Consider the following 22,210-nt stretch of genomic DNA (forward strand, 5'->3'; position numbering starts at 1 on the left):
TTAGAACGGTTCTGCCTTGAAGGGAATCGCTCAAATTGTTTTCGCGCAGTTCCTGACGCAAAACCGTGTCACAATTTTGCTGGCAACGCTCTATGGTTAATCAATTACTGTCTGAAATTTAACCCTGATTTTACAGTCGCTACGAATGTGTAAATTCTGAACGATGAAATTAAGGTCGCATTAACTGGCATTATGCGAGAAAGCGTTAACACAACGGGTGATGATCGAGCCGCCGTTTCCGGCATCCTCTTGCAAGTTGCTTTTGTGTCTTTGTCTCTGAGATTCTCGTAGCGCCGGCTTTGCCCGGCGCTTTTTTTTGGAAATCAGGATGGAGCTGATCAGTCGGCCAGAACCCGTGTCGGCGGGAAAAGAATTTCCACAACCGTACCGCGACCGGGCGTCGAGTCGATTGCGAACTGGGCGCGGTTGGCTTCGACCATCGCCTTGGTGAGCGGCAATCCGAGGCCGGTGCCTTCATTGCGCCAATCACGAGCCGTTTCACTTGGGCGGCGCTGCGAGGCATTGACCTGACGGAACGGCTTCAGCGCCTGCTCGACTTCCGACTTGGTCATGCCGATGCCCGTATCGCGTACCCGCATCGCCACGTCGCCATTCATTTCATAGCTGGTCGAGACGATGACCTGACCGCCGGGCGCGGTAAACCGCACTGCATTGGACAGAAGGTTGAGCGCCACCTGCTTGATCGAACGCGCATCCGCGACGATGTCCGGCAGATTGGACTGGAAGCTGGAGCGGATGATGATGCGCTCGCGATTTGCCTGCGGCTGCATCAGTGCAATGGCCTCGGCAATTGCGTCATTCAGCGACACCGCTTCAAACTGCATTTCAAGGGCGCCAGCTTCGATCTTGGAGATATCCAGCAGGTCGTTGACGAGCGCCAGCACATGATTGCCGGAGCGGTTGATATCTCGCAGATAATCGCGATAGCGATCATTGCCGATGGGGCCGAATTTCTCGTCGGCCATCAGTTCGGAAAAGCCGATAATAGCATTCAGCGGCGTGCGGATTTCATGGCTGATACGCGCCAGAAAATCGGTTTTCTGGTTGGAGGCGCGTTCGGCCTCCTTGCGCGCATTTGTCAGTTCTTCTTCCGTGCGCTTCCACTGCGTGATGTCGCGCAGCACGGCGCAGAAACCCCGCTTCTGCGGCAGCTTGCCGATAGTCATGAAGAGCGGGATGAAGCCGCCCTTGGCTTCGCGACCGATCACTTCGCGTCCATCATTGAGCACGCTCAGCACGCCATTGCCGGACAGTCCGCTCAAGTAATCCATCGCCGCGCGCTGGCTCTCGATGGCGAAGAGCATGGAGAAAAACTTGCCTTCCGTCTCGTCACGGTCATAGCCGAACAGAGCGGATGCAGAATGGTTCATCGAGCGGATGCGCCCTTCCGGGTCGATCAGCACGACACCGTCAGTCGCTGTGTCGAGGATGGTTTTCAGCTCATCCACATGGGCTTCCAGCGCCTGCCTTTCCTCGTCATCGGTGACGGATTGCGGCACGGCTGTTTGAACAGGTGCAGCTGCAGCCGGTGCTTCGGCAACGGGCATGAGGCTTAGCAACAAGGCGCGACCACCTTGCCATGCAATTGCGTTCAGATGCGCGTCGACCGGCTGTTCGCTGCCATCGGCGTGGCGCAACACCATGCCCTGACGCGGCGCATGGTCATCGCTTTCGCTGTTGAACAGCGCTTCTACGCCGCCCGCATGGCGAATGTCTTCAATCGCATCATAGCCGGTGAGGTCGAGCAGCGCCTGATTGACGTAATGCACTTCATCGCCGGAATGGATGATTACGGGAACCGGCAGATTGGCCAGCAGCGCCGTCTCGTCGATAGCAGATGTTTCGTGAGTGGTGTCGCTGGCAAGGCTTTCGATCTGCTGCTCTTCGCGGTGCGAAACAGCGGGCTGTTCTGCCGGGACTTCCGCAATTGGAGCGACATGTTCGATAACCGGTGCTGTCGGGGTTGCTTCAGCGGTGGCTTCTTCCGGCGTAATGACAGGCGTGTCCGCCGGCACGTTGGAAACCGTCTCAGCCTGCGAGCTGGAAAGACCCTGCTTGCGCAGACGATCAGCGATTTCGCGGAACGCATTGCGCTCGGTCTTGGTCAGCCCGCCTTCCGGACGCTGTTCGCGCTCCCTGACTTTCAGGAGTTTCGCCTGATCGGATGCGACCTTTTCCTGCGCCGCTGCATTCAGAAGGTTGATCACCTTGTCTGAATCACGGCGTCCGGCTGTGGGCGCGATGTTGAGCGGCGGCTTCGGCAGCGTCTCGCCGGGATGATCGTCATTGGCGATCTCTTCGGTCAGCGCCAGCACATCGTCGTCAGAGGCATCGCTGTTGACGGCCTCCTGAACTTCAGGCTTGCGCTTTTGCGGAATGCCGCCCGCCAAAGCGAGGCCGATTTCTTCCGGATCTTCTACCGCTTCGTCAGGGCGCACCAGACCAAAGCCGCGGAAGCCGATGAACGCGCGATCACGGGAATAGACCGGCAGAGCGGCCAGTTCCACCGGCACGCGCAGATTGGTGCCTTCGACGGGCCACATCAGGCGTTTGCCCGACCATGTGTCGCGCTTGCTGAGCAGCGATGCAATGCTGCCATCGTGATCGAAGCCGAACACATTGGCGACATCGCTGAAACGGCGTCCGGTTACATCCGCCGCATTGGGGCCGACGGTAATGCCGAACTCCGGCGAAATCTCGCTGAAAACACCGTCGGCACTGGTCTTCCAGATGAAACGGGCAGGCGGCGCATCGCGGTCGAACTGGAAGCCTTGCGGCTTTTGCGTTTCCGCTGCGGGCTCGCTGACGGCTTCAGCCACTGGCGCAGCAACTGGCTCGTCCTGAACGGTCGGTGCCTGTTCGGGGAGCATTTCTTCTAGAATTTCTTCAGCGCCTTCTGGCGGCTGGACAGCGGCTTGCTCGTGCGCTTGAACCGATGGCGTCTCGGCTGTGACCTGCGCCGGGGCTTCGGCGACGATGCACAGAAGATGCAGCGCGGGTGCATCGATCAGCCGGGCAATGGCGCCCGGAACCGACTGGCGGCCTGCACGGATGCGGCGCTTGACGATACGATCAGGCGTATCGGCGGCTTCCACGACCAGATCTTCAAGCGTTGCAGCGGAAATATCGAGCGCGGCGAAACGCTTGCTTGCCGCGATGACCTTGCAGTCGGCATCGATCAGCGCGACATGCGTGTCGTCATCGCTGAGACCAGCGATGATATCCTCCGCGTTGCTCGATGCACCGCTGGCGGTGATCGCAAGACCAGCCACGCCATCGGGCAGAACAATGTGGGAAATCCAAAGGCGCGTCAGTTCAGAACGAAGGCCGCCGCCAAGGCGCACAGACACTGCGCGGGGTTCTGCACCGTTATCGTCGCTGGCGGCTGCAATTTGACGGCGGGCGGCGACAGGCAGATCGATTGCACTGCCGATCATATCCTCGATACGGTCGAAGCCGAACAGTCTGGCTCCGGCGCCGTTCACCCAAAGCACAGCCGACAGGTCGCGTGTCAGCACGATCTGCGCATCGCCTTTGGCAAAGCCTTCGCGGATAGCGTCCAGCGCGGCAATATCGATGAATGGGTATGATCCAGACATACCGGTCCTTATCTGTTCTCTCGACCGCCCCGTCGTAGCTATTAACCGCCTGTTAATAAGCTCACTGAGGCCGCGGGTCCATATTCCCATACGGTATGAGCCCGATTTTCTGTTTCATTAGTTAATGCCGGGATGGCAATTTTACAGGTTGTGCCCGATATTTCGGTTGTTCACAGCCAGCCGCCTGCAATGGTTACCAGTCTCTGTAGAATATGGGTGGAATTCGACATTGAATCCGACAATTGGGAATTTCTGAAAAAAGAGCGCTATAATCGCTTGCAATATGGATCGATTCTCCGTATGTGACCCCCTGTCGGCGGCGCTGAGGCGCTCATACCGGCAAAGGTACGCGGTCGTAGCTCAGTTGGTTAGAGCGCAGGATTGTGGCTCCTGAGGTCGTTGGTTCAACTCCAACCGACCGTACCATTACTTTCAGCCATTCATCAAAAATAATATAGCAATATCAACCGCTTAGGCGGAATTTTTATTGTTGGTTCGATCTTAAACGTACCATTTTGTGATACAAACTGTGCTACAAAATGCGCTACAATGTGTGCAACAGTATGTTATCATGCTTGTATGGCTGGCTATCGTATCAAAACTGATCCGCACCGGTATTTGAAAGATCGTGATGGCGTCTACCAATACGTCAGGCGAGTGCCGACGGACGTCGCGTCCAAGGATGGCCGAGCCCCGATTGTCAGGATCAGCTTAAAGACAAATGACCTGGCTCGCGCGATGACGAAGCGCAACGAGTACGAATCTGCTGACGATGCACTTTGGTCAATGCTGAAGGCCGGAGCGGACGGAGATAAAGCGCGCGCCTTTTATGATGCAGCCATTAAACGAGCAGACGCTATCGGCATTTCCTATATGCCAGCAGAAAAGCTGCTTTTGCTGACTGATGATGCGCTGGCTAGCCGTTTAAAACTCGTCACGGGCAATCCTGCTGAAGACACTGCAACCGTGGGAGCCGCAAGCATCCCGTCGGTGTCTGTAAAGCAGGCGTTGAAAATCTACTTCGATGAAATTACGCCTGATGAACTGACTGGAAAGAGCGAAATCCAGAAGAAACGTTGGCGCGCGCACAAGCAGCGGGCGATCGATCATTTTGTGAAGATTGTCTCAGATAAAGCAATCGCTGACATAACCCGCGAAGACGCCCAGAAATTCTATAAGGTTTGGCTACAAATGATAACGAAGCCAGCCAAAGGGAAGCAGCCGATATCCGCAAGTATGGGCAATCGCATGATGGGCGGGATGCGTGTTCTCTGTGCTGAATACTTCAAGCATATGGGCGACAGGGATCGGCCGAACCCTTTCCGCGATTTAAGCTTTGCAGAGAAGGTTGAAAAGTCACGGCCACCGATCCCGACGCAGTTGATCAGCGACAAGTTCCTGACATACGGCCCGCTCGTCAGTATGAACGATGAGGCACGCGGGATTGTGCTAGCGATGATTGAAACGGGCTGTCGGCCAAGCGAACTTTGCAACATTACGGCCGAGCACATATTCCTGGCCGACAAAGTTCCGCATATCCTGATTGCGCCACGAAAAGATGCTGCAGATCCGCGCGAGATTAAAACCGCTTCGTCTGTTCGCAAGCTGCCTTTGGTCGGTATAGCGCATGAGGTTTTTAAGAAACATCGGAATGGCTTCCCTCGTTACAAGAACAAGGAAGACACGCTATCGGCGACGCTGAATAAGTATTTCAAGGACAACGATCTGTTTCCGAAGGGTGCCGGCTATACCGTCTATTCGCTTCGCCATTCCTTTGAGGATCGCATGAAAGAGGCGGGCCTTGATGATGAACTGCGCCGGATGCTGATGGGTCATACGGTTGACCGCCCACGATATGGCACGGGCGGTTCCTTGGAATGGCGAAAAGAACAGATGGAAAAATTCACGCTGCCGTTCGACGCAGCCGTGATTTGATGCGGTCGCGAATATTGTCGTTCGCAGTGAGATTGCGCTGCATGACTTCCACCCGTTCATAAAGTGGAATCAGCTTCGCTTCGGTCTCAGGAAATAATGCAATTACACCGGCAATAGCGTCTAGCCATCGTTCAGTGTCGGCGTAGGTGTAAGCTGGCACCGCTCACTCACTTTCCGGCGACACGACACGGCCTGCCTTCTCCGCGGCTTTCTCTGCTTCCTGCACTGCCTTCGAAACATCCTCGTCTGTTGCGCTTCCACCCTCGTAGCTGCCTTGCGCACGCTCTCCGATGCGAATTTGCGGAATGTTGTTATAGGCAACGATGAAGGCGACGATGGCCACAGCGATGATGAGAATTCGCGTTTGCCTACGCGCGTTCATTGCACTTCATCTTTCTTGCTCAGTGCGGCGCGGCCCGCACGTGTAATCGATAGAAGACCTCGCCCCATATAGGTATCAACCCACTTCGCCAATCGCATCTTTACCAATTGCTCAGGAACTTCTTCTCCACGACTCAAAAACTCAGCACGGCTTTGAAGAGAAATTAATAGCTTCTTTTGCGCACGGGTGAGTTTCATATGTTCTGCTCTACAAGAGGAGACACCGCAAGCATTGCAAGCCAAGCTGAAGCCGGTTCATCGCAATAGCACGTTCCTATGAGTTTCATTGCCTCAGAGGGTTCTTGCCGCGCGTCAAGAATCGCGGACAGGATGTCTGTCGCCGTGGTGTTTGGAATATCCAGCTTTGCGGCAACGATGGCTTTCAGTTCGTCGTGTGTTAGTTCTTTAGAAGTCATGCCCAGCCTCCTTGCGCGCGAAATGGCGGTTGAAAACCCCAAAATTCTGAGTAAAAATGGCAGAGTTACGAGCCCACGACTATGCCCAAAGTACGCTTTTTTACTCGCTGTGAACCGAATGGTACTTGGTCGGTATTTGACGCCAAATCGGGTGAAATCCCGAAAATTGGCGGACAATTTGTGTGCGATCTTTCCGAAGCAGAAGCGGCCGACATCGCCTTCTATTTGAATTGGCAGTCTTCCTTTACACATCGTGGACTGCCTACACGACGTCACTAGTTTGGGGCGGCGGTCGAGGAGGGTCATAGCTGCTCCTACAAACTGGCTGATTAAATCTTCTCAATTCATGATCTTTAGCGGAACCATCGAACGTCCTCCGGCGTTAGTGCGCGGAATGAAATGATGGAGATTTTTGCACATGCTGAAGGGCGGATTGCTTTGGCTCATTGGATTACCCCTCCCTGTAATTCTGGTGCTCTGGTTGATGGGGTATTTGTCCTAATAATTGAATAGCGGGAGAGATAAGATGTCGAATGCACTGTGGCGAGGGCTGGCTATGACAAGTCATTTTTATTACATTTCTCAACAACCAGATGGTCTCTGGTCAGTACAAGAAACGGTCACGAACCAACCTGTCTCGCTTAATGGCCAAATGTGCTGTTCTCTCCGGAAGAGAGATGCGGAAGAGCTCGTCGAATACTTGATGAGCCTTGATAGCGATATCGCAGCTTAGGTGTTCCGAGCTCTTAGTACCTATGTGGCCGACGGCGATTGTCGTTGGCCGGGCTGCGACGCTGGCGCGGCGCGCCATAGCGGAACCGAGCGCCGGTATGGCGCGCCAGTTCGAAAGCAGTGTCGCGTAGCGTCTCGGCTTCAGTGTGGTAGCCAAGAGCGCGCACGGCCTTTGAAATCGACAGGACCTGCGCGGCGGTCGTGCCTTGTTGCTGAAATTCAGCTGCGGTCAGGGTGGGCGCCACAACAGTATACGTCGTCGATACATGTCTGTGCATGTCATTCTCCTCGTGGTTGGTGGGTGCAAAAAGCCGTGGCGCCAGATGCGCAAGGGCAGTCATTCTGGGAGGTTCGGGGCTTAAGCGCCCCGTCGCTATCTTTCGCGCCTCATACGGATAACCCCAACCCAACGCCGCACACGGCTACAACGAACCCCAGCACGTCAGCCAGCTCCACAGCTTCTCTGGCTGCATACCTTATCCACGGCTGAGGCCGGGCGTGCTTCTTGGCGCGATAATCAGGACGGCGCATAGGCTCGACACTGCCGGCCTTCGGTGCGTCGGTTTCCGTTTCGAACTCGTCATCGGCAAGCAGTTCCAAAAGCGCGCGGTTCATGCTGCTGCCCTCCGGTCCACCGCTGGAACGTTGTCGTTCTCGGCAACTGGCATGAGACGGTAGAACCCCCGTTGACCTTGCTGGCCGTTTGTCTGCGGAATCATCCAGCCAAAGGAAGGCAGGCGCTTGCGGAGATGGCAAATTTGCGTTCGCAAAACTTGCCGCGCATTGTCTGGTCCGCCATTCGGATCGAAGGCGTAGACGTTATCGACGAGGTCGTTGATGTAGATGCGGCGAGGATAGATCGCTGCCAGCGCGTCGACGATGTTCTTTTGTCCGCGCGACAGCGGCGCATCCTCCAGTTCAGTGTTGGGGTCGCGCTCCATTTTACGCGACCTCCGCCAGATATACCGGAGCACAGCAGGCCACTGCGCCGCTCGTCTGGAAAACTTCGAAGGTCTCGCCGGGGCACAGGGCAGCGAGACGCGTCGCCTCGGCCAAGGCCTGCTCAAACGAGCCGTGTTCGTATGGCATGGTGGTGAAGACGCCAACGCGGCCAGTCTTCTTGCCGCGGCGGAATACAAAGAATCCGCCGCCGATGTTTTCATTCAGGCGAGGCTTCGAGCTTCTTCTTCTAGGTGCTGTTGCGGTCATGTGGGTTTCTCCTCGTGTTTTGGTTGGTCAGCAGATCAAGCTGGTGAGGCTGTCTTCGTGCTGCTGATGAGGAGATATATACGATAAACGTATTGATGGGTCAAGCTAGAAATACGAAAAGCGTATATGACATAAATATACGATTATGCGATAACGCATTTATGGATAGCGAAGTAATCAAGTGGTTTGCGGAGGCCTTAGAGGCCAGCGGGCTCACCCAGGAGCAAGTAGCGAAAGAGCTCGGTCTCGGTCGTCAGCCTACTATTAGCGAAATACTCAAAGGCAAGCGTCAGCTTAAAGCTCATGAAATGGTCGTCATGAGCCGATTGAGCGGGTTGCCTTTGCCGGATCGCAAGTCTGTGATTCCAGTGCTTGGCTATGTTGGGGCAGGTGCGGCTGTATATCCAATCGATGATGGCGATCCGCTTTATGAGGTTTCTGTAGCGGCGGCGCTGCCGCAGGGGACAGTCGGTGCTATCGTGCGTGGCGACAGCATGTATCCGATATTCGAAGATGGCGACCTAGTTGCCTATTCGGGTAAGGAGTTGACTGCAGACGATGCGCTTGGCCAGACTTGCATGGTTCGTCTTGAGGACGACAGGATGCTAATCAAAACGATCCGCCGCGGATCCGAGCCTGGGTTATTCACGCTATCTAGTACGAATGCTCCCGACATAGAGGACGTTCGGATTGTTTGGGCTCGCAAGCTGGTGATACGCATTTCGCGGGAATTCTGGCGCCAACTTTAATACGCTAATCGGATAGTAGTAAGGGGTCGCTATAGCGGCCCTTTTTTGTTTTTATAACAAAAAATACGAAAAACGTATTGTAGTGATTGACGAAAATACGAATCGCGTATATAACCGTTCTCATCAACCGACGCAGAAGACGCCGGACAGTTCGAAGGAGGGCCTACCTCATGATGCCAGAAAACATCCTCCCAAGGATATCGGCACTCAACAGATAGAAGCCGCGCTCAGGCGCAATCGAAATAGAGGAGAGAGCGAATGACGAAAGTTGCCGACAGAAGCGTACCGGCTCTCGTTGAAGTGCCGCCATAGACATTATCAGGGACGCTGGCCGCTGAAACGCGGCTGGCGCTTTCGGCGTTCCCAGACGAAGGCGTTAACGCCTTCTGAGGAATAAGAAGTAGACAAGAATTACGACGACGAGCGGAACGCCAAAAAGCCACATCACACCGGCTGTAAGCATAATGATCTCCTTGTTTATCAAGAAGAAAACTACTTGGCGGCGAATTTGGTTCCAACGCCGAAATCTAAAAAGAGCGGCGTTGTGGGTCGGCACCACCCGTTACCCCGCCGCTCCCGTACATCCCGGTTAACACGAGGAGGGCCGAAGCCACTTCTACGCCGGGGTTTCCTTGCCAGGTACCACCCCGGCCGACGAGACAGATGCCGATAGATGCGGCGCTTGTCAACCATCACCAACCGACACGAGGAGACATGCAGCATTCATCAAGACACGAACTGCAGGCAACTGCCGCCGCGCACCGTAAACAAGGCGCTTCATTTGGGAAGATCGCGGAACTGATGGGCATTACCAGAGGCCACGCTTGGTCGCTGCTTTCGGAGAGGTCGCCCACGCTACCGCCACCAAGCCCAACAGAGAAGACTGTTGTGCGGCGCACAACTTTTAACGGCGGTTATTCGGGAGGGTGCATGGACATTTATGTCTCGTTGCCCCGCATAACCATTCTGGACGGTCCATTTACGGGCACAGTCCACTAGCCTTACGAGGCAGCGCAATTGCTGAAAGGCAGGCCGACCGCAGAGAGACGGGGCCGACGACTAACCTCCCTACGAGGAGGCCATTACTTGAAAACGAAATACACACGAACTGGCGAGCGGGACATGACAAACCGCAAGCCTTATCGGACAGCTGCGCAAAAAGCAGAAGCACGGCAGTACGCATTATTGAAGGACGGCCGCTACGTTTCCAACGCGCCGGTCACTTACCACCGCGCACCGAAAAGAGGTACCGCATGACGTGCGATTGCGGTGAATGCTGGGATCTTCCGGGCGAGATCGTCGTCCACAAGCTTTGGAAGTGGAAGGGTATCATTATCGAGGAGCGCGACAGCTTTCGCTGGCTGACGGTGCGTTTCATGATTCCCGGTACGGGCCTTGTGCAGCTTGAGGTCTCGCGCTTCGAAGTCGAGCCGGATTTTGAAGAGGACGGCGGCGGTGTCGATGCTGACAAGCCTGAAGAGGACAACATCATCCCGGTCGATTTCACCAAGAAAGTGAAGCTTACGAAAAACACCAAGACGAGGGGAGTAGCGTGATGGCTGACAAGCAAACAGTGAAGGTTGGCGACAAGGTCAAGAGCTTGGTTACGCAACTGGATGTGCGTGAGGGAGCGACCTACGAAGTCAAGAACATCGATTTTGATGGCGATATATGGGTGACCGATGATGTTGGTGACAGATTTTATCTGACAACTGACGAATTCGAACTCCTGCCCGTTGCAGACGCAACCGGCAAGCCTGACTTCAAGGTCGGTGATCGGGTGCGTTTAACTGCCGGTGAAGATGAGTATCGTCACAGTGGTTCGATCGGCCTTATTGAGAAGCTAGAAAAGAGTTATGCCCGAGTATTATTTGATGCGCCCTTCGACGGATGGGGAGAAACAGGACGCAACTGGCATGTCCAACTCTCTAACCTAGAACCAGCTCCCCTCACCATCGAAACCGGCAAGTTCTATCGTACCCGCGATGGGCGCAAGGTTGGGCCAATCGGCAGCAACAACACGCTCATGAGTGTTTTGTTTCCATTTGTCGACAAATCAAACGAGTCTGATTGCTGGTCTACTGACGGGAAGTTTCTCTATCCGGGGCATCCAGATAGTGACAAAGACCTCATCGCCGAATGGCTCGATGAGCCAACGAGCAACGACAACGCAGCGCCGTCCAAACCCGCAATCGTTGCCCTGATCAAAGACGGCCAGCCGAAGCCGTCAGAGCAGCCACGTGTTCACCCATCCCAGTATGCGGCGATCAAGGAAGCCAAGCGCCTCGCGTCAAGGCACAAAGGGCAGGATTTCGGCGTGTTCGTGCTGTCCGAAGCCGTGAGCGAACCGATCCCTCTTTATGAACATGAATGGCAGAACCTAGCGGCCAACGGGCAGAAAGTTGCGGCAATCAAAGAACTGCGGCGCGTAACCGGCCTTGGTTTGGCTGCAACCAAGCGGGCTATTGAACACTGGGCGGAACACGACGAGCAGTATTCGCGGAGGGCCGCATGACCTCCACCACGTACAGCCACACCCGCAACTATGCGCCTAAAGATTATGCGGACGGTGACACCTTCTATGAGCCGGAAACCACGCTCGGCCTTGGTGACCGCTTTGTGTGGGGCTTGGCAGTTGTAGCTGCGCTCGCTCTGACCGTCGGCTTTTACGCATGGGTGCTGGCATGATTTCCTTCACCACAAAAGCCACGGCTGACATGCCGCACATCGATCCCGGGCGAAAGCCCGGTGTCGGACGCGTAGGGCAGTCCTTGGCGCTTGCAGCGTTCGCGCTGGCAATCGCCATGACAATCGCAGCCTTCCTGTTTTGGAACCTGCTGCTGCCGTTCTATGGGCTGCTTTATCTGTGGGGTGCGGCGTGACCGCCCCACGCGCGTGGCTGCTTACAAGCCCACCGGCATGGCTTGTAGGCTGGCTCATACTTGCGGCTGTCATCGCCGCAATCGCCGTTACCCACCACACCTACTGAACACGAGGAAACCTATGGCTCTATCTCTTTCAAGCCTAAAGTCGACCAAGAGAAACGATCCGCCTGTGATCCTTCTCTACGGCGTCGACGGCATCGGCAAAACGTCGCTCGCGGCAGAATTCCCGGACCCGATCTATCTGGCAACCGAAGGCGAGCGCCCGCCGTCTGATATCGAAATGGCAACGCCCGGCACGATTGAATCCTTCGACGATCTGCTGAACGTCATCGGCGAACTGCTGACCGAAGAACATGATCGGCGCACCGTGATTATCGACAGCCTCGATGGGCTGGAACCGCTTGTCTGGCGTGCGACTGCTGCCCGCCTCGGCATCAATGGCATCGAGGATGCTGGGTTCGGAAAGGGCTACGTGGAAGCCGATACCGAATGGAACGAGCTTATGGCCGCCGTGTCGGCGCTGTCCCGTGCAGGCATGTATGTAGTCATGCTGGCCCACCCTGAAATCGTGCGCTTCGACAGTCCGACTACAGATCCATATAGTCGATACCAGCCTAAGTTGCATAAACGATCGAATGCACTGGTTCGCGAGAAGTCCGACATCGTCGCTTTCATGAACTACCGCATCTCCATCAAGGAAAAAGAAGTGGCGCGCCAGACGAAGGTTAGCCACGCCGAGGGCGGCAAAGAGCGCCAGGTGCACTTCAACGAGGCGGCAGGTTTCAACGCCAAAAACCGCTATTCGATGCCGGACAGCGTTGTTTACCGCAAAGGGCAGGGTTTCACCGATATTGCCAAGTTCTGGCCGGTTGCCAACGACAATGATCAGATGGAGGCGGCGTGATGGCGGTGCAGTTCAGTGCAGCAATGCAAGGCCGTAAGCACCGTGTTCATCAATGGGTGGATACCACAACGCTCGAGCCATTGTTTGGCATTCAAGTGAACGTTGAATATGGCAAATGGGCGCATGTCATTGAGGGTAACAGCCCATTGTTGTTCCCAACAAAGGGCGAAGCCGCTGCAAAGGCGAAGGCATTGTCTGTCAACAAGGACGCCGCCTAATGGAAAAAGCTCTAGCTGGCCTTGTCGCAATCGCAGCCATCCTCTTTTTCGCACCGCTCATCGGCGTTCTCGGCGGCGCGTTTGTCGGCTGGGTTGTAGGCCTGTTTTTCGCAGAAACAATCCACGCCTTCCTTGCCGCCGTTGGCATCAACGCGGCGGGCCTTGCGATGTGGCAGATAGGCGCTTCGCTCGGTTTCATCGGCGGGTTCTTCCGCCCGGCCATTCATCGGGCGAAGGCTTAAGCGCTCAAACCTCAACGTTGCTGTATTAAGTAAAAGACGCCGCTCCGCTGCGGACGGAGCGCGCGGAGCGGCGGCGCAAAGTAATCCTCCTCCCCTGATTACTTACGCGGCAGCGAATTACCATGAGAAGAAAATGGTTAATAGTTAAACATCCGTAACGAATATCTAACCGCACCACACCCACACGAGGATTTTATAGATGGCCAGACTTGGCTCAACATTTGATGCGACCAAACACGACACGACACAGTCCGATTACTCGGAGCTGCCGAACGGTGACTATGAGCTGGAAATCGAGGCCAGCGAAGTAGCCGCCACGAAGGACGGAACGGGCACCATCTTGAAGACGACAATGGTCGTTATCCGCCCGGAGGAGTACGCGAAGCGCAAGCTCTTCAACAATTACAACCTCGAAAACAAAAGCACTCAGGCGCAAGAGATCGGCCAGCGTCAGTTCGCGAGCCTTTGCCGGGCAATTGGTGTTTCGGAAGTCGAGGATTCCGAAGAACTGCATTTCAAGACGTTCACGGCAAAGATTGGTCTCGGAAAGGCATCGAAGGATGGCCAGTATCCAGCCCGCGCCGAGATAAAGCGCTATTACTATCCCGACGAAGGCAACGTCCCCCAGCCTTCAATCGACACCAACCAGCCTGTAGCGCAGGCCCTTCCGGCCAATGACAACCGACCGGATGCGGCAAACAGCAACAAGCCTGCACCGGCTGCTGCTGCTGCGGCAGGCAAGAAGCGACCTTGGGGTTGAGCTAACCAACCCGCTACTGGCGCGAAGGCGCCGGTAGCAACCACCGTACCGAACCAAACACGAGGAGATACGCATGGCTTATGAAGCGGAGCGCAGACAGATCGATGCCGCGCTGCCAATACGCTTTGACGGCGCTTTTGTAGCTGGTGGCGCTGTGACGAGCGTTTTCACCGGGGCGAAGATCAATGACGTTGATCTTTACTTCAAATCACGTCGGGCGTTTGAGCGTGCCGTTTATGACGCATATGAGGAAGGCCTATGGTGTGTCGCGGCCAGCAAGCGGGCGGTAACGTTTGCCGACCAAAGCAACAATATCGCCCAGTTGATGTATTTCGACTTCTTTCCGGCTGCCGAAGATATCTTCAAGGCATTCGATTTCACCGTCTGCATGGGTGCTGTGGATTTGGATACTGGGGAGAAAATCGAATGGAGGGGAGGTTCACGTGTCACGCTTGGCGAAAAGCATCCCGACTCCGGCTTTGTTTTTCATCCGGACTTCCTGAAGCACAACAGCCAGCGGTTCCTGAAATTCAACTCTGGAACGCGATATCCGCTAGCTTCGTCAACACGCGTTCTGAAGTACCAGCAGCGCGGCTACACGATCGGCAAAGGCGATATGATGAAGATCGCACTGGCAGTTCGTGGCGTGAAAATCGACACATGGGACGATCTGAAAGACCAGATTGGCGGCGCCTACGGCGACAAGGTTGTTCTCGGCAACGAAGACAAACCCTTCACCATAGAGGCGGCAATTGACGCCCTGACCGTCGACGACGCCGAAAGCGAGCCGTGGGTGCAGCCTGCGAACGACAACATGCCGAGCACTGCAGAAGCGCTGCTGGCGCATATCGCAAATCTCAACGGCGTCGAATTCGTCCTGCCTGAACTCGACGAGGGTGGCTGGCCTTTGGCTGCCTAAACCAAACAGGCGCGGCTACCAACCGCGCCTTCTACCACCAAACACGAGGAGACTTTGATGAGAGTCAGCATTGACCGCTCACAGCTCGCGCACGCCTTGGCAACCGTTACGCGGGCTATCGAAAGCCGCAATTCAATTCCTATTCTCGCCAACGTTCTCTTGGCGGTCGAGGACGGGCAGTTGCGCCTGACCGGCACCGATCTGGATGTGGAGATAACGACCAGTCTCCCGGTGCTCGACTGCCAGCCGGGGAGCGTGACTGTTCCCGGCAAGATGCTTGCGGACATCGCAAAGCGCGCGATGGGTGACGTTACCCTTGCCTTAGATGAAGGCCGCCTTACCGTCGCGTCGGGTCGCAGCCGGTATAAACTCGACGTCTTGCCCGCCGAAGACTTTCCGTCCTTCAGCGCAGGGAAGTTCGACACGACGCTGGAGCTTGATCTGGCAGCGCTTGTTGCGCCGTGCGTGCACTGCATCTCGACGGAAGAAACCCGTTATTACCTAGCTGGCGTTTATCTCCATACCGTTGACGGCCGCTTGGTTGCTGTCGCAACCGACGGGCACCGGCTAATGCGAAACACCGGCCCGGAAGGCACGTTGGAATACGGCGTGATCCTGCCGCGCAAGCTGGTCGGTCTACTGCCGAAAGGTGCGGTTACGGTTGAACTGTCGCAGAACAAGGTGCGTGTCAGGTCTGGCCCGACGGTTATCACGTCAAAGCTGATCGACGGCACGTTTCCCGACTATGTGCGCGTCATTCCTACCGGCAATAGCAACGTGCTTACCGTTGACCGTCAAGCTCTCATCAAGGCGGTCGAGCGTGTCGCCGCTGTTGCAGACGACAAATCGCGCGCTGTGAAGTTCGCCGTCGGCGATGTGCTGCGGCTGATGCTGGCTGACAAGGCCAGCGATGAAGTTTCGATTGAGTTCGAAGGCGAGCCTTTGGAAATCGGCTTTAACGCCCGGTACGTCAACGACATGCTTGGCGCTCTGGACGAACTGAGCGTGCGCTTTGCCCTCAGCGATGCAGGCTCGCCTGCTGTCGTCAAAGGCGAGGGCGAATGGACTGCCGTGCTGATGCCTCTGAGGGTTTAGGGGATGGCAGTGACAATCCCCGAACCCACGATCTTCAACGCCATTGAATATGCGCTGCGTCATGAAGCCGTGACCGAGATCGCGATTTCAGAAGATGGCGAATACGAAGTCGAAATCCACGAGGCGTCCAGCTTGATGCCGTTCGTCAAATGCCTGTTGCGCGAGTTGGAGGTGATTTCCTGATGGCTGAAACCAAGAACGCAATCATTACTGATGCCATCCTTTCCACTGCCGATCATGGCGTGCTGAGCGCATGGGTTCACCTGAACTACGGCGGTGCTGGTCAAGGTTTTGGCGGATATGTTCTTTGCCAGCATCCGACTTCACCGCATTATCCCGGCGCAGGCAATTACGGTGGCGTTTTCATCCGACGCGTTATGGATGTTGTCGGCGTAGAAAAGTGGTCAGATCTTAAGGGTAAAGCCTGCCGGGTAATCGCGAGCCATTCTGGTGTGACCCATATAGGCAATATCATCAAAGACGAATGGTTTGATCCGCAGAAGGAATTTCTGTTGCTGGAAGGCGGGGGTGCGTAATGGCCCCCCTCCCAAAAGCAGAATCCAGCACGGTCCGCGCCATCTACGCAGCTTACGAGGCCCAGGCTAAGTCCTGGGACTCGTGGGGTATCAGCGTTGGCGAGGCTGGCACAGAATGTGACAGAGCCCTTTGGTTCAATTTCCGCTGGGTGTCGGCGCACGAGGTTCATTCGGGCCGCCAGCTTCGCCTGTTCGCCACGGGTAATATCGAGGAAGATCGCTTGGTCGCTGACCTCGAACGCATTGGCGTCGACGTCTACGGGCAACAGGACAAAATCAGGCTCGTCTCGGGGTTCGTCCGGGGCAAGTGCGACGGTAAGGCAATGGGCGTGCCCGAAGCGCCGAAGACTGAGCATCTACTAGAATTTAAGTCGAGCAACGAGAAGGGCATCAAGGAACTACAGAAGCACGGCTGCCAGAAAGCCAAGCCGTTGCATTATGCCCAGTGCCAGCTAGGAATGCACGATTTCGGTCTGACGCGCTGCTTGTATCTGGCGTCGTGCAAGAACACCGATACACTCTATGCCGAGCGGATTGAATACGACGTCGAGTTCTGCCTTCGGCTGTTGGCACGCTGCGAACGCATCGTGTTTTCGGACGAACCGCCCAGCCGTGTCAGTGAAGACCCGGAGTTCTTCGGCTGCATGTTCTGCAAACACCGTGGCGTCTGCCACGAAGGCGTGCAGCCGCGCGTGAACTGCCGCACCTGTCTTCATGTTCAGCCAGAACATGGCGGTGACTGCCACATGTCATGCGCGCGCTGGAACAAGCCTTTGTCGATCGACGAGCAACGCGACGGCTGCCCGGCTCACCTCTATCTGCCGGGGCTGATAAATGGCGAGCAGATCGATGCCGATGAGGTTGCGGAGACTGTTACTTATCGACTGGCGACGGGTGAGATTTGGGTGGATGGGGTGAGGGGTGACTCAGTCTAGCCTATGGTCAGGTGGAATTATTCTTACGCCAGGATATCCGAAATGCCTATCAGGCTTTCCTTCGTACGAGTACTCGCACTTGAAATACAAGGAGAAGGGAAATTTTTTCTTCTCGTAGTCGATCCATCTGCACTTGAACGGAATTGTGAACAGATGTGGTTCGCTGTTGGCCCCGCAACCACGAATCCTGTGCGGGATGTCAAAAGTGTACGCGGACTGTTTATTTCTAAGCTGTGAAATGATGTCTCGAATTAGTGAGACAGTACTTTCGTGGGCCTGCATAACCTCAACCCCATCTGGAAATTCCATGGAAAGAGAGTGCAGCAACAGGGCCTGACGATTGTGATTCACAATCTCAAAAGTCGCGTCTGACAACGAAGATATTTCTTTGGCTGGCTCCTGATAGAGCCCGAAAGACGCAGGAACATCGCCGAAAACCGCGTCAGCCTGTCGTTTTGACTGGAAGGCGGACCAACCAGAAAACGCCACAGATGAAACTGCTGCAATTGCAGACGTGATGGCGACCCAAGTTTCAAAGGACCATGGTTCAGAAGACATGCTAACCTTACGCGATTATCAACGCGCCTCAGTTGACGGCCTTTATGACTACTGGCGCGAACAACCTGGCTCGCCTCTTATCGTGCTTCCGACGGGCGGCGGCAAGAGCCTCGTGCTGGGCACGATCTGCAAGGAGCTAATCGAAGGCTGGCCTGACATGCGCGTGCTCGTCGTGACACATGTTCGCGAGCTCATTCTCTCGAACTATCAGGAGTTGCTGAACATCTGGCCGTTTGCGCCCGCGGGTATCTTTTCGGCCGGCGTAGGTCGTCGGGATGCGAAGGCGCAGATCGTTTTCGGCGGCGTGCAGACCATCGCAAACAAGGCAGAGCAGATCGGCCATATCGATGTCGTTCTGGTCGATGAAGCACACCTGATGCCACGCAATTCGGAAACGCAGTATGGCAAGCTTATCGAGGGCCTGCGTGCCATCAATCCTGACCTGAAGCTGGTAGGTCTCACGGCCACACCTTATCGCTTGGGCGAGGGGCTTTTGACGGAAGGTGACGGCGCACTTTTCGACGACGTCTGCTTTGAAAAGCCGATCGGCGAAATGATCGAGGAAGGCTATCTCTGCCGTCCTATTTCCAAGGGTATGGCAACCGCATTCGACTTATCTGGCGTCGGTAAGCAGGGCGGCGATTACAAGCAGAACGCGCTGCAAGCGGCCATCGACAAGGACGATATCACGGCCTCCGTTGTCGACGAGATCGTCACATATGGCACTGCGTCAGGTGCGGAGCGTAAGGCTTGGCTTTGCTTTTGCAGCGGCGTTGAACACGCCCGACATATGCGGGATGAAATTCGCAGTAGAGGCTTTAGCTGTGAGACAGTGACCGGCGACACTCCGACCGGTGAGCGCGACCGGATTCTGGCTGACTTCAAGGCTGGCAAGATCCGCGCATTGACGAATAACTCGGTACTGACAACCGGCACGAACCTGCCGATCATCGACTTGGTCGCATTTTGTCGCCCCACCTTATCAGCGGGCCTTTATGTCCAGATGGCGGGTCGTGGCCTGCGTCTTTATCCCGGCAAGGAAAACTGCCTGTTTCTGGATTTCGCGGGCGTCGTTCGTAAGCACGGTCCGATCGATGCTGTCACACCACCCGGAATGAAGAAGGGCGACGGGGAGGCGCCGGTCAAGCAGTGTCCGCAAGATCCTGACGATCGTGGTCTAGTAGGCTGCGGCTCGCTGATACATGCCTCGCTGCACACCTGCCCGGATTGCGGGTATGAATTCCCGGTTGATGAAACGCCGAAGATATCTGCGCAGGCCGAAGACGTGCCGATGTTGTCGAAGGACAACGCCAGCACACGTCAGGTGGAACGGCGCACCTTTGCATACCACGAAGGCAAGGGCGGCAAGCAGGACAGCGTGAAGGTGTCTTACTGGGTTGGAATGTCGCCCATCAATGAATGGCTCGGCCCTGCGCATACCGGCTTCTTTAAGTCTAAGTCAGACAGGTGGTGGCGAAAGCACGGCGGTCAGGCACCGTTCCCCAAAACCGTGCTGGAATTCATGGAGCGACAGAACGAATTGCTGGCAACCGCAGAGATTGTCGTGAAGCCGAACGGCAAATACTGGGAAGTGGTCGACGCCATGCCGGGCGCGGCCAATGATAACGTGCCGGAGGCGAGCAACGACAATGAGCCGGCGGAGAATTATGGCCGCGTGTCTGCTGGGCTGGCTGAAATATTGGACGACGATATTCCGTTTTGACAACCCGTTAACGGGATACGCCGCGAGGCGTGTTAACTTACCTACCGCTGCTTATCGCAGCAATACCAACCACCGACACGAGGAGTAACAATGCAGAACAAAGCCGACAACGCGAAAGCGCAGAACTATCTGGCCTATGATGTTACCGTGCTGGAACGGGAATTCGCCGACTTGGTTGCGGCATACCCCGAACTGGCAGAAGATGACGAACTGCGCGCCGACACAATCGAAGGCGAGACTGACGCCTACCGCGTGCTCGGTAAGATACTGGCAATCGAGCGCGATGCCAACAGCATGGCGCTTGCTATTGGCGAGCGTGCCAAGGAATTGGCCGCGCGAAAGGATCGATACAGCAGACGCAAGGACGCAATGCGTGCGCTGCTACTGCGTCTGTTGAAAGCCGCTGACTTGAACAAGGTGAGCTTACCGGAAGCAACTGTGTCGGTCGGCAAAGGGCGCGCCGGGGTTGAGATTGTGGACGAAAGCCTGCTTCCTGACAACGTCGTGAAGATGAAGCGCGAGCCCGACAAAACGGCGATAAAGGCGGCGCTTGATGCTGGCGAAGATGTACCGGGTGCGGTGCTGCGAGTTGGCGGTGAGACAATTACCGTGAGGGCGGCGTGAGCTACGCACCGTGGATGGCCGCACTAGGCCCACAGGACGAGCCTGACTACCACGCCTATTGGCAAGAAACTGAATCGCTGGCGGACGCAATGATTGACGTCGCCACCTATGACGACTGGTTCCCCGACATTTACAGCCCGATTGCTGCTGTGCAGCAATGCGGCGGTCAGAAGAATTGCGCTGAATGCGGAGAGCCGCAGTTCATGACTCTGTCCGGCATATGCTGCGCCAACGGCCACGGTGGCGCACCCAGCCTATAACAACCACCCCGCCAGCCACCAACTGGCGGGTTACCACCACGAAACACCAGGAGATGAGGATGAATGAGCCGCTACCGAGCGGGCCTTTCGGCTGCGTCCTTGCGGACCCGCCATGGGCATTTAGAACCTACAGCAAAAAGAACGTCGCGCCGGCTAGAGGTTGCCAGCCTTACAGCGTGATGTCGCTTGACGATATCAAGGCGCTACCTGTCGAACAGGTATGCGCCAGCGATTGTTTGCTGTTCATGTGGACCGTTTCACATCTGCAGCGTGAAGCTTTCGATGTTGCTGCATCGTGGGGATTCCGTCCTGTCAGCGTGGCTTTTGTCTGGGACAAGGGGCGCATGGGAATGGGTTATTGGACCCGGCAGGAAGTTGAAATCTGCCACTTGTTCAAGCGAGGAAAGCCGCGACGTCTTAGCAAAGGTGTGCGCTCGCTGATCAAGGCACCCCGTCGTGAGCATAGCCGAAAGCCTGATGAGCACTATGAGCGCATCGAGCGGCTTGTGGACGGTCCGTACCTTGAGCTGTTCGCACGCCAAGCGTGGCCGGGCTGGTCATAGTGGGGCAATGAAGCGGGTAAGTATGTTGCGGCCAATGATAACCAGGATTGGCTGGGGAGGGTGGCTTAATGGCTAAATGGACAGAAGATAAAATTTTGGCTGAAGCACTTAATTATGAGACGCGAGCACAATTCCACGACCATGGGACAGCAGCATATACAGCCGCACGAAGGCACAAAAGGGGTTTAGATTTTTTCTGTCAGCACATGACTCCCCAGAACGAGTCGTGGACTGCTGAGAAAATTATTCGGGTTGCCCTTCAATACGAGAGCGTTCGGGAATTTCGATCGCGCAATATTGCCGCGTATACTGCGGCCATTCGATATAATGTTCTTGAGCAATGTAAGGCTCATATGAAGGATAAATTAAGTCAAGTTGATCGGTATATTTATGCAATCGAAGGAGAAGAGAAATCCATTTACATTGGGTTATCTTCCAACCCTCGTCGGCGATACGCGGAGCATAAACGGCGCGTGGAGTGCACCCCGTTTCGCCGGACACGTCGGCTAGGTTGATTTAGCCCTGATGAACTGCCGAGGGGAAGCCATCTTGAGCGCGGAATGGGGATGAATTTCATTATAGTCTTCAATCCATCCATCGATGAGACGGAGCGCCGTTTCGGCGTCCGGTAGTGCCGAGATACGGATGTAATCCCGCTTCAGGGTTTTAACGAATGCCTCGGACATTCCGTTCGACTGCGGGCTGGCCACGGGCGTGAAGCAGGGCGTCAGATTGAGTGCTTGAGCAAACAGCCTCGTGTCCCGCGCGGTATAAGCCGAGCCATTGTCAGAGAGATGCTCGATAGCATGCGGGGCTCGTGTTGCATGGAAGCGTTTCTCGACCGCCTCCAACATCATGTCACGCACGTCTGAGCCGGAAATGCCTGCATTGGCAACCGCCGTCCAGGCGATGATTTCGCGGTCGAATGCGTCGATGACGAAGGCGA

General features: G+C 55.7%; 29 protein-coding genes and 1 tRNA gene. 20 read left to right on the forward strand and 10 right to left on the reverse strand.

Features of this window, described 5'->3' with window-relative positions; translation table 11 throughout:
- Positions 1 to 338: 338 nt before the first annotated feature.
- A complete protein-coding gene (gene pdhS, locus ACTJKP_RS17330; protein ID WP_440631554.1) occupies positions 339 to 3,620 on the reverse strand; it encodes a cell-division control histidine kinase PdhS in 3,282 nt (1,093 codons plus the stop codon).
- Positions 3,621 to 3,969: 349 nt separating this feature from the next.
- On the opposite strand from pdhS, the gene ACTJKP_RS17335 reads away from it, so the two are divergent.
- A tRNA-His gene (locus ACTJKP_RS17335) sits at positions 3,970 to 4,046 on the forward strand.
- Between the two features lie 153 nt (positions 4,047 to 4,199).
- Positions 4,200 to 5,555 carry a DUF6538 domain-containing protein gene (locus ACTJKP_RS17340; protein WP_440631555.1) on the forward strand — a complete coding sequence of 452 codons (1,356 nt, stop codon included), beginning with the start codon at positions 4,200 to 4,202 and terminating at the stop codon, positions 5,553 to 5,555.
- A gap of 163 nt (positions 5,556 to 5,718) precedes the next feature.
- On the opposite strand, the gene ACTJKP_RS17345 is transcribed toward ACTJKP_RS17340, so the two are convergent.
- The 7 genes from ACTJKP_RS17345 to ACTJKP_RS17375 all read right to left on the reverse strand — a co-directional run bounded on the left by ACTJKP_RS17345 (position 5,719) and on the right by ACTJKP_RS17375 (position 8,293).
- The gene (locus ACTJKP_RS17345; RefSeq protein ID WP_440631556.1) at positions 5,719 to 5,937 is read right to left on the reverse strand and encodes a hypothetical protein; all 219 of its coding nucleotides are present in this window, start codon (positions 5,935 to 5,937) and stop codon (positions 5,719 to 5,721) included.
- Positions 5,934 to 6,134, reverse strand: a complete 201-nt coding sequence (locus ACTJKP_RS17350; protein ID WP_078339784.1) for a hypothetical protein — start codon at positions 6,132 to 6,134, stop codon at positions 5,934 to 5,936. Before ACTJKP_RS17350 ends, ACTJKP_RS17345 begins: the two co-directional genes overlap by 4 nt.
- Positions 6,131 to 6,352: a hypothetical protein gene (locus ACTJKP_RS17355; protein WP_440631557.1), complete on the reverse strand. Its 222-nt coding sequence runs from the start codon at positions 6,350 to 6,352 to the stop codon at positions 6,131 to 6,133. The genes ACTJKP_RS17350 and ACTJKP_RS17355 overlap by 4 nt, the downstream gene beginning before the upstream one ends.
- Before the next feature lie 746 nt (positions 6,353 to 7,098).
- Complete coding sequence (locus ACTJKP_RS17360) at positions 7,099 to 7,362, reverse strand: hypothetical protein (RefSeq protein ID WP_440631558.1); 264 nt, start codon at positions 7,360 to 7,362, stop codon at positions 7,099 to 7,101.
- A 109-nt stretch (positions 7,363 to 7,471) separates the two neighbouring features.
- Positions 7,472 to 7,699, reverse strand: coding sequence for a hypothetical protein (locus ACTJKP_RS17365; protein ID WP_440631559.1), 228 nt, complete (start codon positions 7,697 to 7,699; stop codon positions 7,472 to 7,474).
- Positions 7,696 to 8,025 carry a hypothetical protein gene (locus tag ACTJKP_RS17370; RefSeq protein WP_440631560.1) on the reverse strand — a complete coding sequence of 110 codons (330 nt, stop codon included), beginning with the start codon at positions 8,023 to 8,025 and terminating at the stop codon, positions 7,696 to 7,698. The genes ACTJKP_RS17365 and ACTJKP_RS17370 overlap by 4 nt, the downstream gene beginning before the upstream one ends.
- A 1-nt stretch (position 8,026) precedes the next feature.
- Positions 8,027 to 8,293: a hypothetical protein gene (locus tag ACTJKP_RS17375; RefSeq protein ID WP_440631561.1), complete on the reverse strand. Its 267-nt coding sequence runs from the start codon at positions 8,291 to 8,293 to the stop codon at positions 8,027 to 8,029.
- Positions 8,294 to 8,454: 161 nt separating this feature from the next.
- Here ACTJKP_RS17375 and ACTJKP_RS17380 point away from each other — a divergent pair, with 161 nt between their 5' ends.
- From ACTJKP_RS17380 to ACTJKP_RS17445, 14 genes are all read left to right on the forward strand, one after another.
- A complete protein-coding gene (locus tag ACTJKP_RS17380) occupies positions 8,455 to 9,042 on the forward strand; it encodes a S24 family peptidase (RefSeq protein ID WP_440631562.1) in 588 nt (195 codons plus the stop codon).
- A gap of 1,253 nt (positions 9,043 to 10,295) precedes the next feature.
- Positions 10,296 to 10,598 carry a hypothetical protein gene (locus tag ACTJKP_RS17385; RefSeq protein ID WP_440631563.1) on the forward strand — a complete coding sequence of 101 codons (303 nt, stop codon included), beginning with the start codon at positions 10,296 to 10,298 and terminating at the stop codon, positions 10,596 to 10,598.
- Positions 10,598 to 11,557 (forward strand): hypothetical protein, encoded by a 960-nt coding sequence (locus ACTJKP_RS17390; RefSeq protein WP_440631564.1) that lies wholly within the window; start codon positions 10,598 to 10,600, stop codon positions 11,555 to 11,557. The genes ACTJKP_RS17385 and ACTJKP_RS17390 overlap by 1 nt, the downstream gene beginning before the upstream one ends.
- Positions 11,554 to 11,730: a hypothetical protein gene (locus ACTJKP_RS17395; RefSeq protein WP_440631565.1), complete on the forward strand. Its 177-nt coding sequence runs from the start codon at positions 11,554 to 11,556 to the stop codon at positions 11,728 to 11,730. The genes ACTJKP_RS17390 and ACTJKP_RS17395 overlap by 4 nt, the downstream gene beginning before the upstream one ends.
- Positions 11,715 to 11,924: a hypothetical protein gene (locus ACTJKP_RS17400; protein WP_440631566.1), complete on the forward strand. Its 210-nt coding sequence runs from the start codon at positions 11,715 to 11,717 to the stop codon at positions 11,922 to 11,924. The genes ACTJKP_RS17395 and ACTJKP_RS17400 overlap by 16 nt, the downstream gene beginning before the upstream one ends.
- A gap of 121 nt (positions 11,925 to 12,045) precedes the next feature.
- On the forward strand, positions 12,046 to 12,831 hold the full coding sequence (locus ACTJKP_RS17405; RefSeq protein ID WP_440631567.1) for an ATP-binding protein: 786 nt from the start codon (positions 12,046 to 12,048) through the stop codon (positions 12,829 to 12,831).
- A complete protein-coding gene (locus tag ACTJKP_RS17410; protein ID WP_440631568.1) occupies positions 12,831 to 13,049 on the forward strand; it encodes a hypothetical protein in 219 nt (72 codons plus the stop codon). The genes ACTJKP_RS17405 and ACTJKP_RS17410 overlap by 1 nt, the downstream gene beginning before the upstream one ends.
- Entirely contained in the window at positions 13,049 to 13,291 is a 243-nt protein-coding gene (locus tag ACTJKP_RS17415) for a hypothetical protein (RefSeq protein WP_021587370.1), read from the forward strand. Before ACTJKP_RS17410 ends, ACTJKP_RS17415 begins: the two co-directional genes overlap by 1 nt.
- A gap of 199 nt (positions 13,292 to 13,490) precedes the next feature.
- The gene (locus tag ACTJKP_RS17420) at positions 13,491 to 14,051 is read left to right on the forward strand and encodes a DUF669 domain-containing protein (protein WP_440631569.1); all 561 of its coding nucleotides are present in this window, start codon (positions 13,491 to 13,493) and stop codon (positions 14,049 to 14,051) included.
- Between the two features lie 73 nt (positions 14,052 to 14,124).
- Positions 14,125 to 14,970 carry a hypothetical protein gene (locus ACTJKP_RS17425; RefSeq protein WP_440631570.1) on the forward strand — a complete coding sequence of 282 codons (846 nt, stop codon included), beginning with the start codon at positions 14,125 to 14,127 and terminating at the stop codon, positions 14,968 to 14,970.
- 57 nt (positions 14,971 to 15,027) lie between these two features.
- Entirely contained in the window at positions 15,028 to 16,065 is a 1,038-nt protein-coding gene (gene dnaN / locus ACTJKP_RS17430) for a DNA polymerase III subunit beta (RefSeq protein WP_440631571.1), read from the forward strand.
- A 3-nt stretch (positions 16,066 to 16,068) separates the two neighbouring features.
- Positions 16,069 to 16,248, forward strand: a complete 180-nt coding sequence (locus tag ACTJKP_RS17435) for a hypothetical protein (protein WP_440631572.1) — start codon at positions 16,069 to 16,071, stop codon at positions 16,246 to 16,248.
- The gene (locus ACTJKP_RS17440) at positions 16,248 to 16,601 is read left to right on the forward strand and encodes a hypothetical protein (RefSeq protein WP_440631573.1); all 354 of its coding nucleotides are present in this window, start codon (positions 16,248 to 16,250) and stop codon (positions 16,599 to 16,601) included. The genes ACTJKP_RS17435 and ACTJKP_RS17440 overlap by 1 nt, the downstream gene beginning before the upstream one ends.
- Entirely contained in the window at positions 16,601 to 17,536 is a 936-nt protein-coding gene (locus ACTJKP_RS17445) for an oxidoreductase (protein ID WP_440631574.1), read from the forward strand. Before ACTJKP_RS17440 ends, ACTJKP_RS17445 begins: the two co-directional genes overlap by 1 nt.
- Here ACTJKP_RS17445 and ACTJKP_RS17450 read toward each other — a convergent pair.
- Complete coding sequence (locus ACTJKP_RS17450) at positions 17,528 to 18,094, reverse strand: hypothetical protein (protein WP_440631575.1); 567 nt, start codon at positions 18,092 to 18,094, stop codon at positions 17,528 to 17,530. The two genes, ACTJKP_RS17445 and ACTJKP_RS17450, sit on opposite strands and share 9 nt — an antisense overlap.
- Between ACTJKP_RS17450 and ACTJKP_RS17455 the strand changes: the two genes are divergently transcribed.
- The 4 genes from ACTJKP_RS17455 (at position 18,093) to ACTJKP_RS17470 (ending at position 21,264) form a co-directional block, all read left to right on the forward strand.
- The gene (locus ACTJKP_RS17455) at positions 18,093 to 19,817 is read left to right on the forward strand and encodes a DEAD/DEAH box helicase (protein WP_440631576.1); all 1,725 of its coding nucleotides are present in this window, start codon (positions 18,093 to 18,095) and stop codon (positions 19,815 to 19,817) included. The two genes, ACTJKP_RS17450 and ACTJKP_RS17455, sit on opposite strands and share 2 nt — an antisense overlap.
- Positions 19,818 to 19,907: 90 nt before the next feature.
- Positions 19,908 to 20,441 (forward strand): siphovirus Gp157 family protein, encoded by a 534-nt coding sequence (locus ACTJKP_RS17460; RefSeq protein WP_440631577.1) that lies wholly within the window; start codon positions 19,908 to 19,910, stop codon positions 20,439 to 20,441.
- Positions 20,438 to 20,701, forward strand: a complete 264-nt coding sequence (locus ACTJKP_RS17465) for a hypothetical protein (RefSeq protein WP_440631578.1) — start codon at positions 20,438 to 20,440, stop codon at positions 20,699 to 20,701. The genes ACTJKP_RS17460 and ACTJKP_RS17465 overlap by 4 nt, the downstream gene beginning before the upstream one ends.
- A gap of 59 nt (positions 20,702 to 20,760) precedes the next feature.
- Positions 20,761 to 21,264, forward strand: a complete 504-nt coding sequence (locus ACTJKP_RS17470; RefSeq protein ID WP_440631579.1) for an MT-A70 family methyltransferase — start codon at positions 20,761 to 20,763, stop codon at positions 21,262 to 21,264.
- 506 nt (positions 21,265 to 21,770) lie between these two features.
- Here ACTJKP_RS17470 and ACTJKP_RS17475 read toward each other — a convergent pair.
- Positions 21,771 to 22,210: integrase core domain-containing protein (locus tag ACTJKP_RS17475; protein WP_440631580.1), on the reverse strand; the 440-nt coding region annotated here is incomplete at its 5' end.

Source organism: Brucella sp. 22210 (assembly GCF_052045675.1).
Classification (GTDB): Bacteria; Pseudomonadota; Alphaproteobacteria; order Rhizobiales; family Rhizobiaceae; genus Brucella.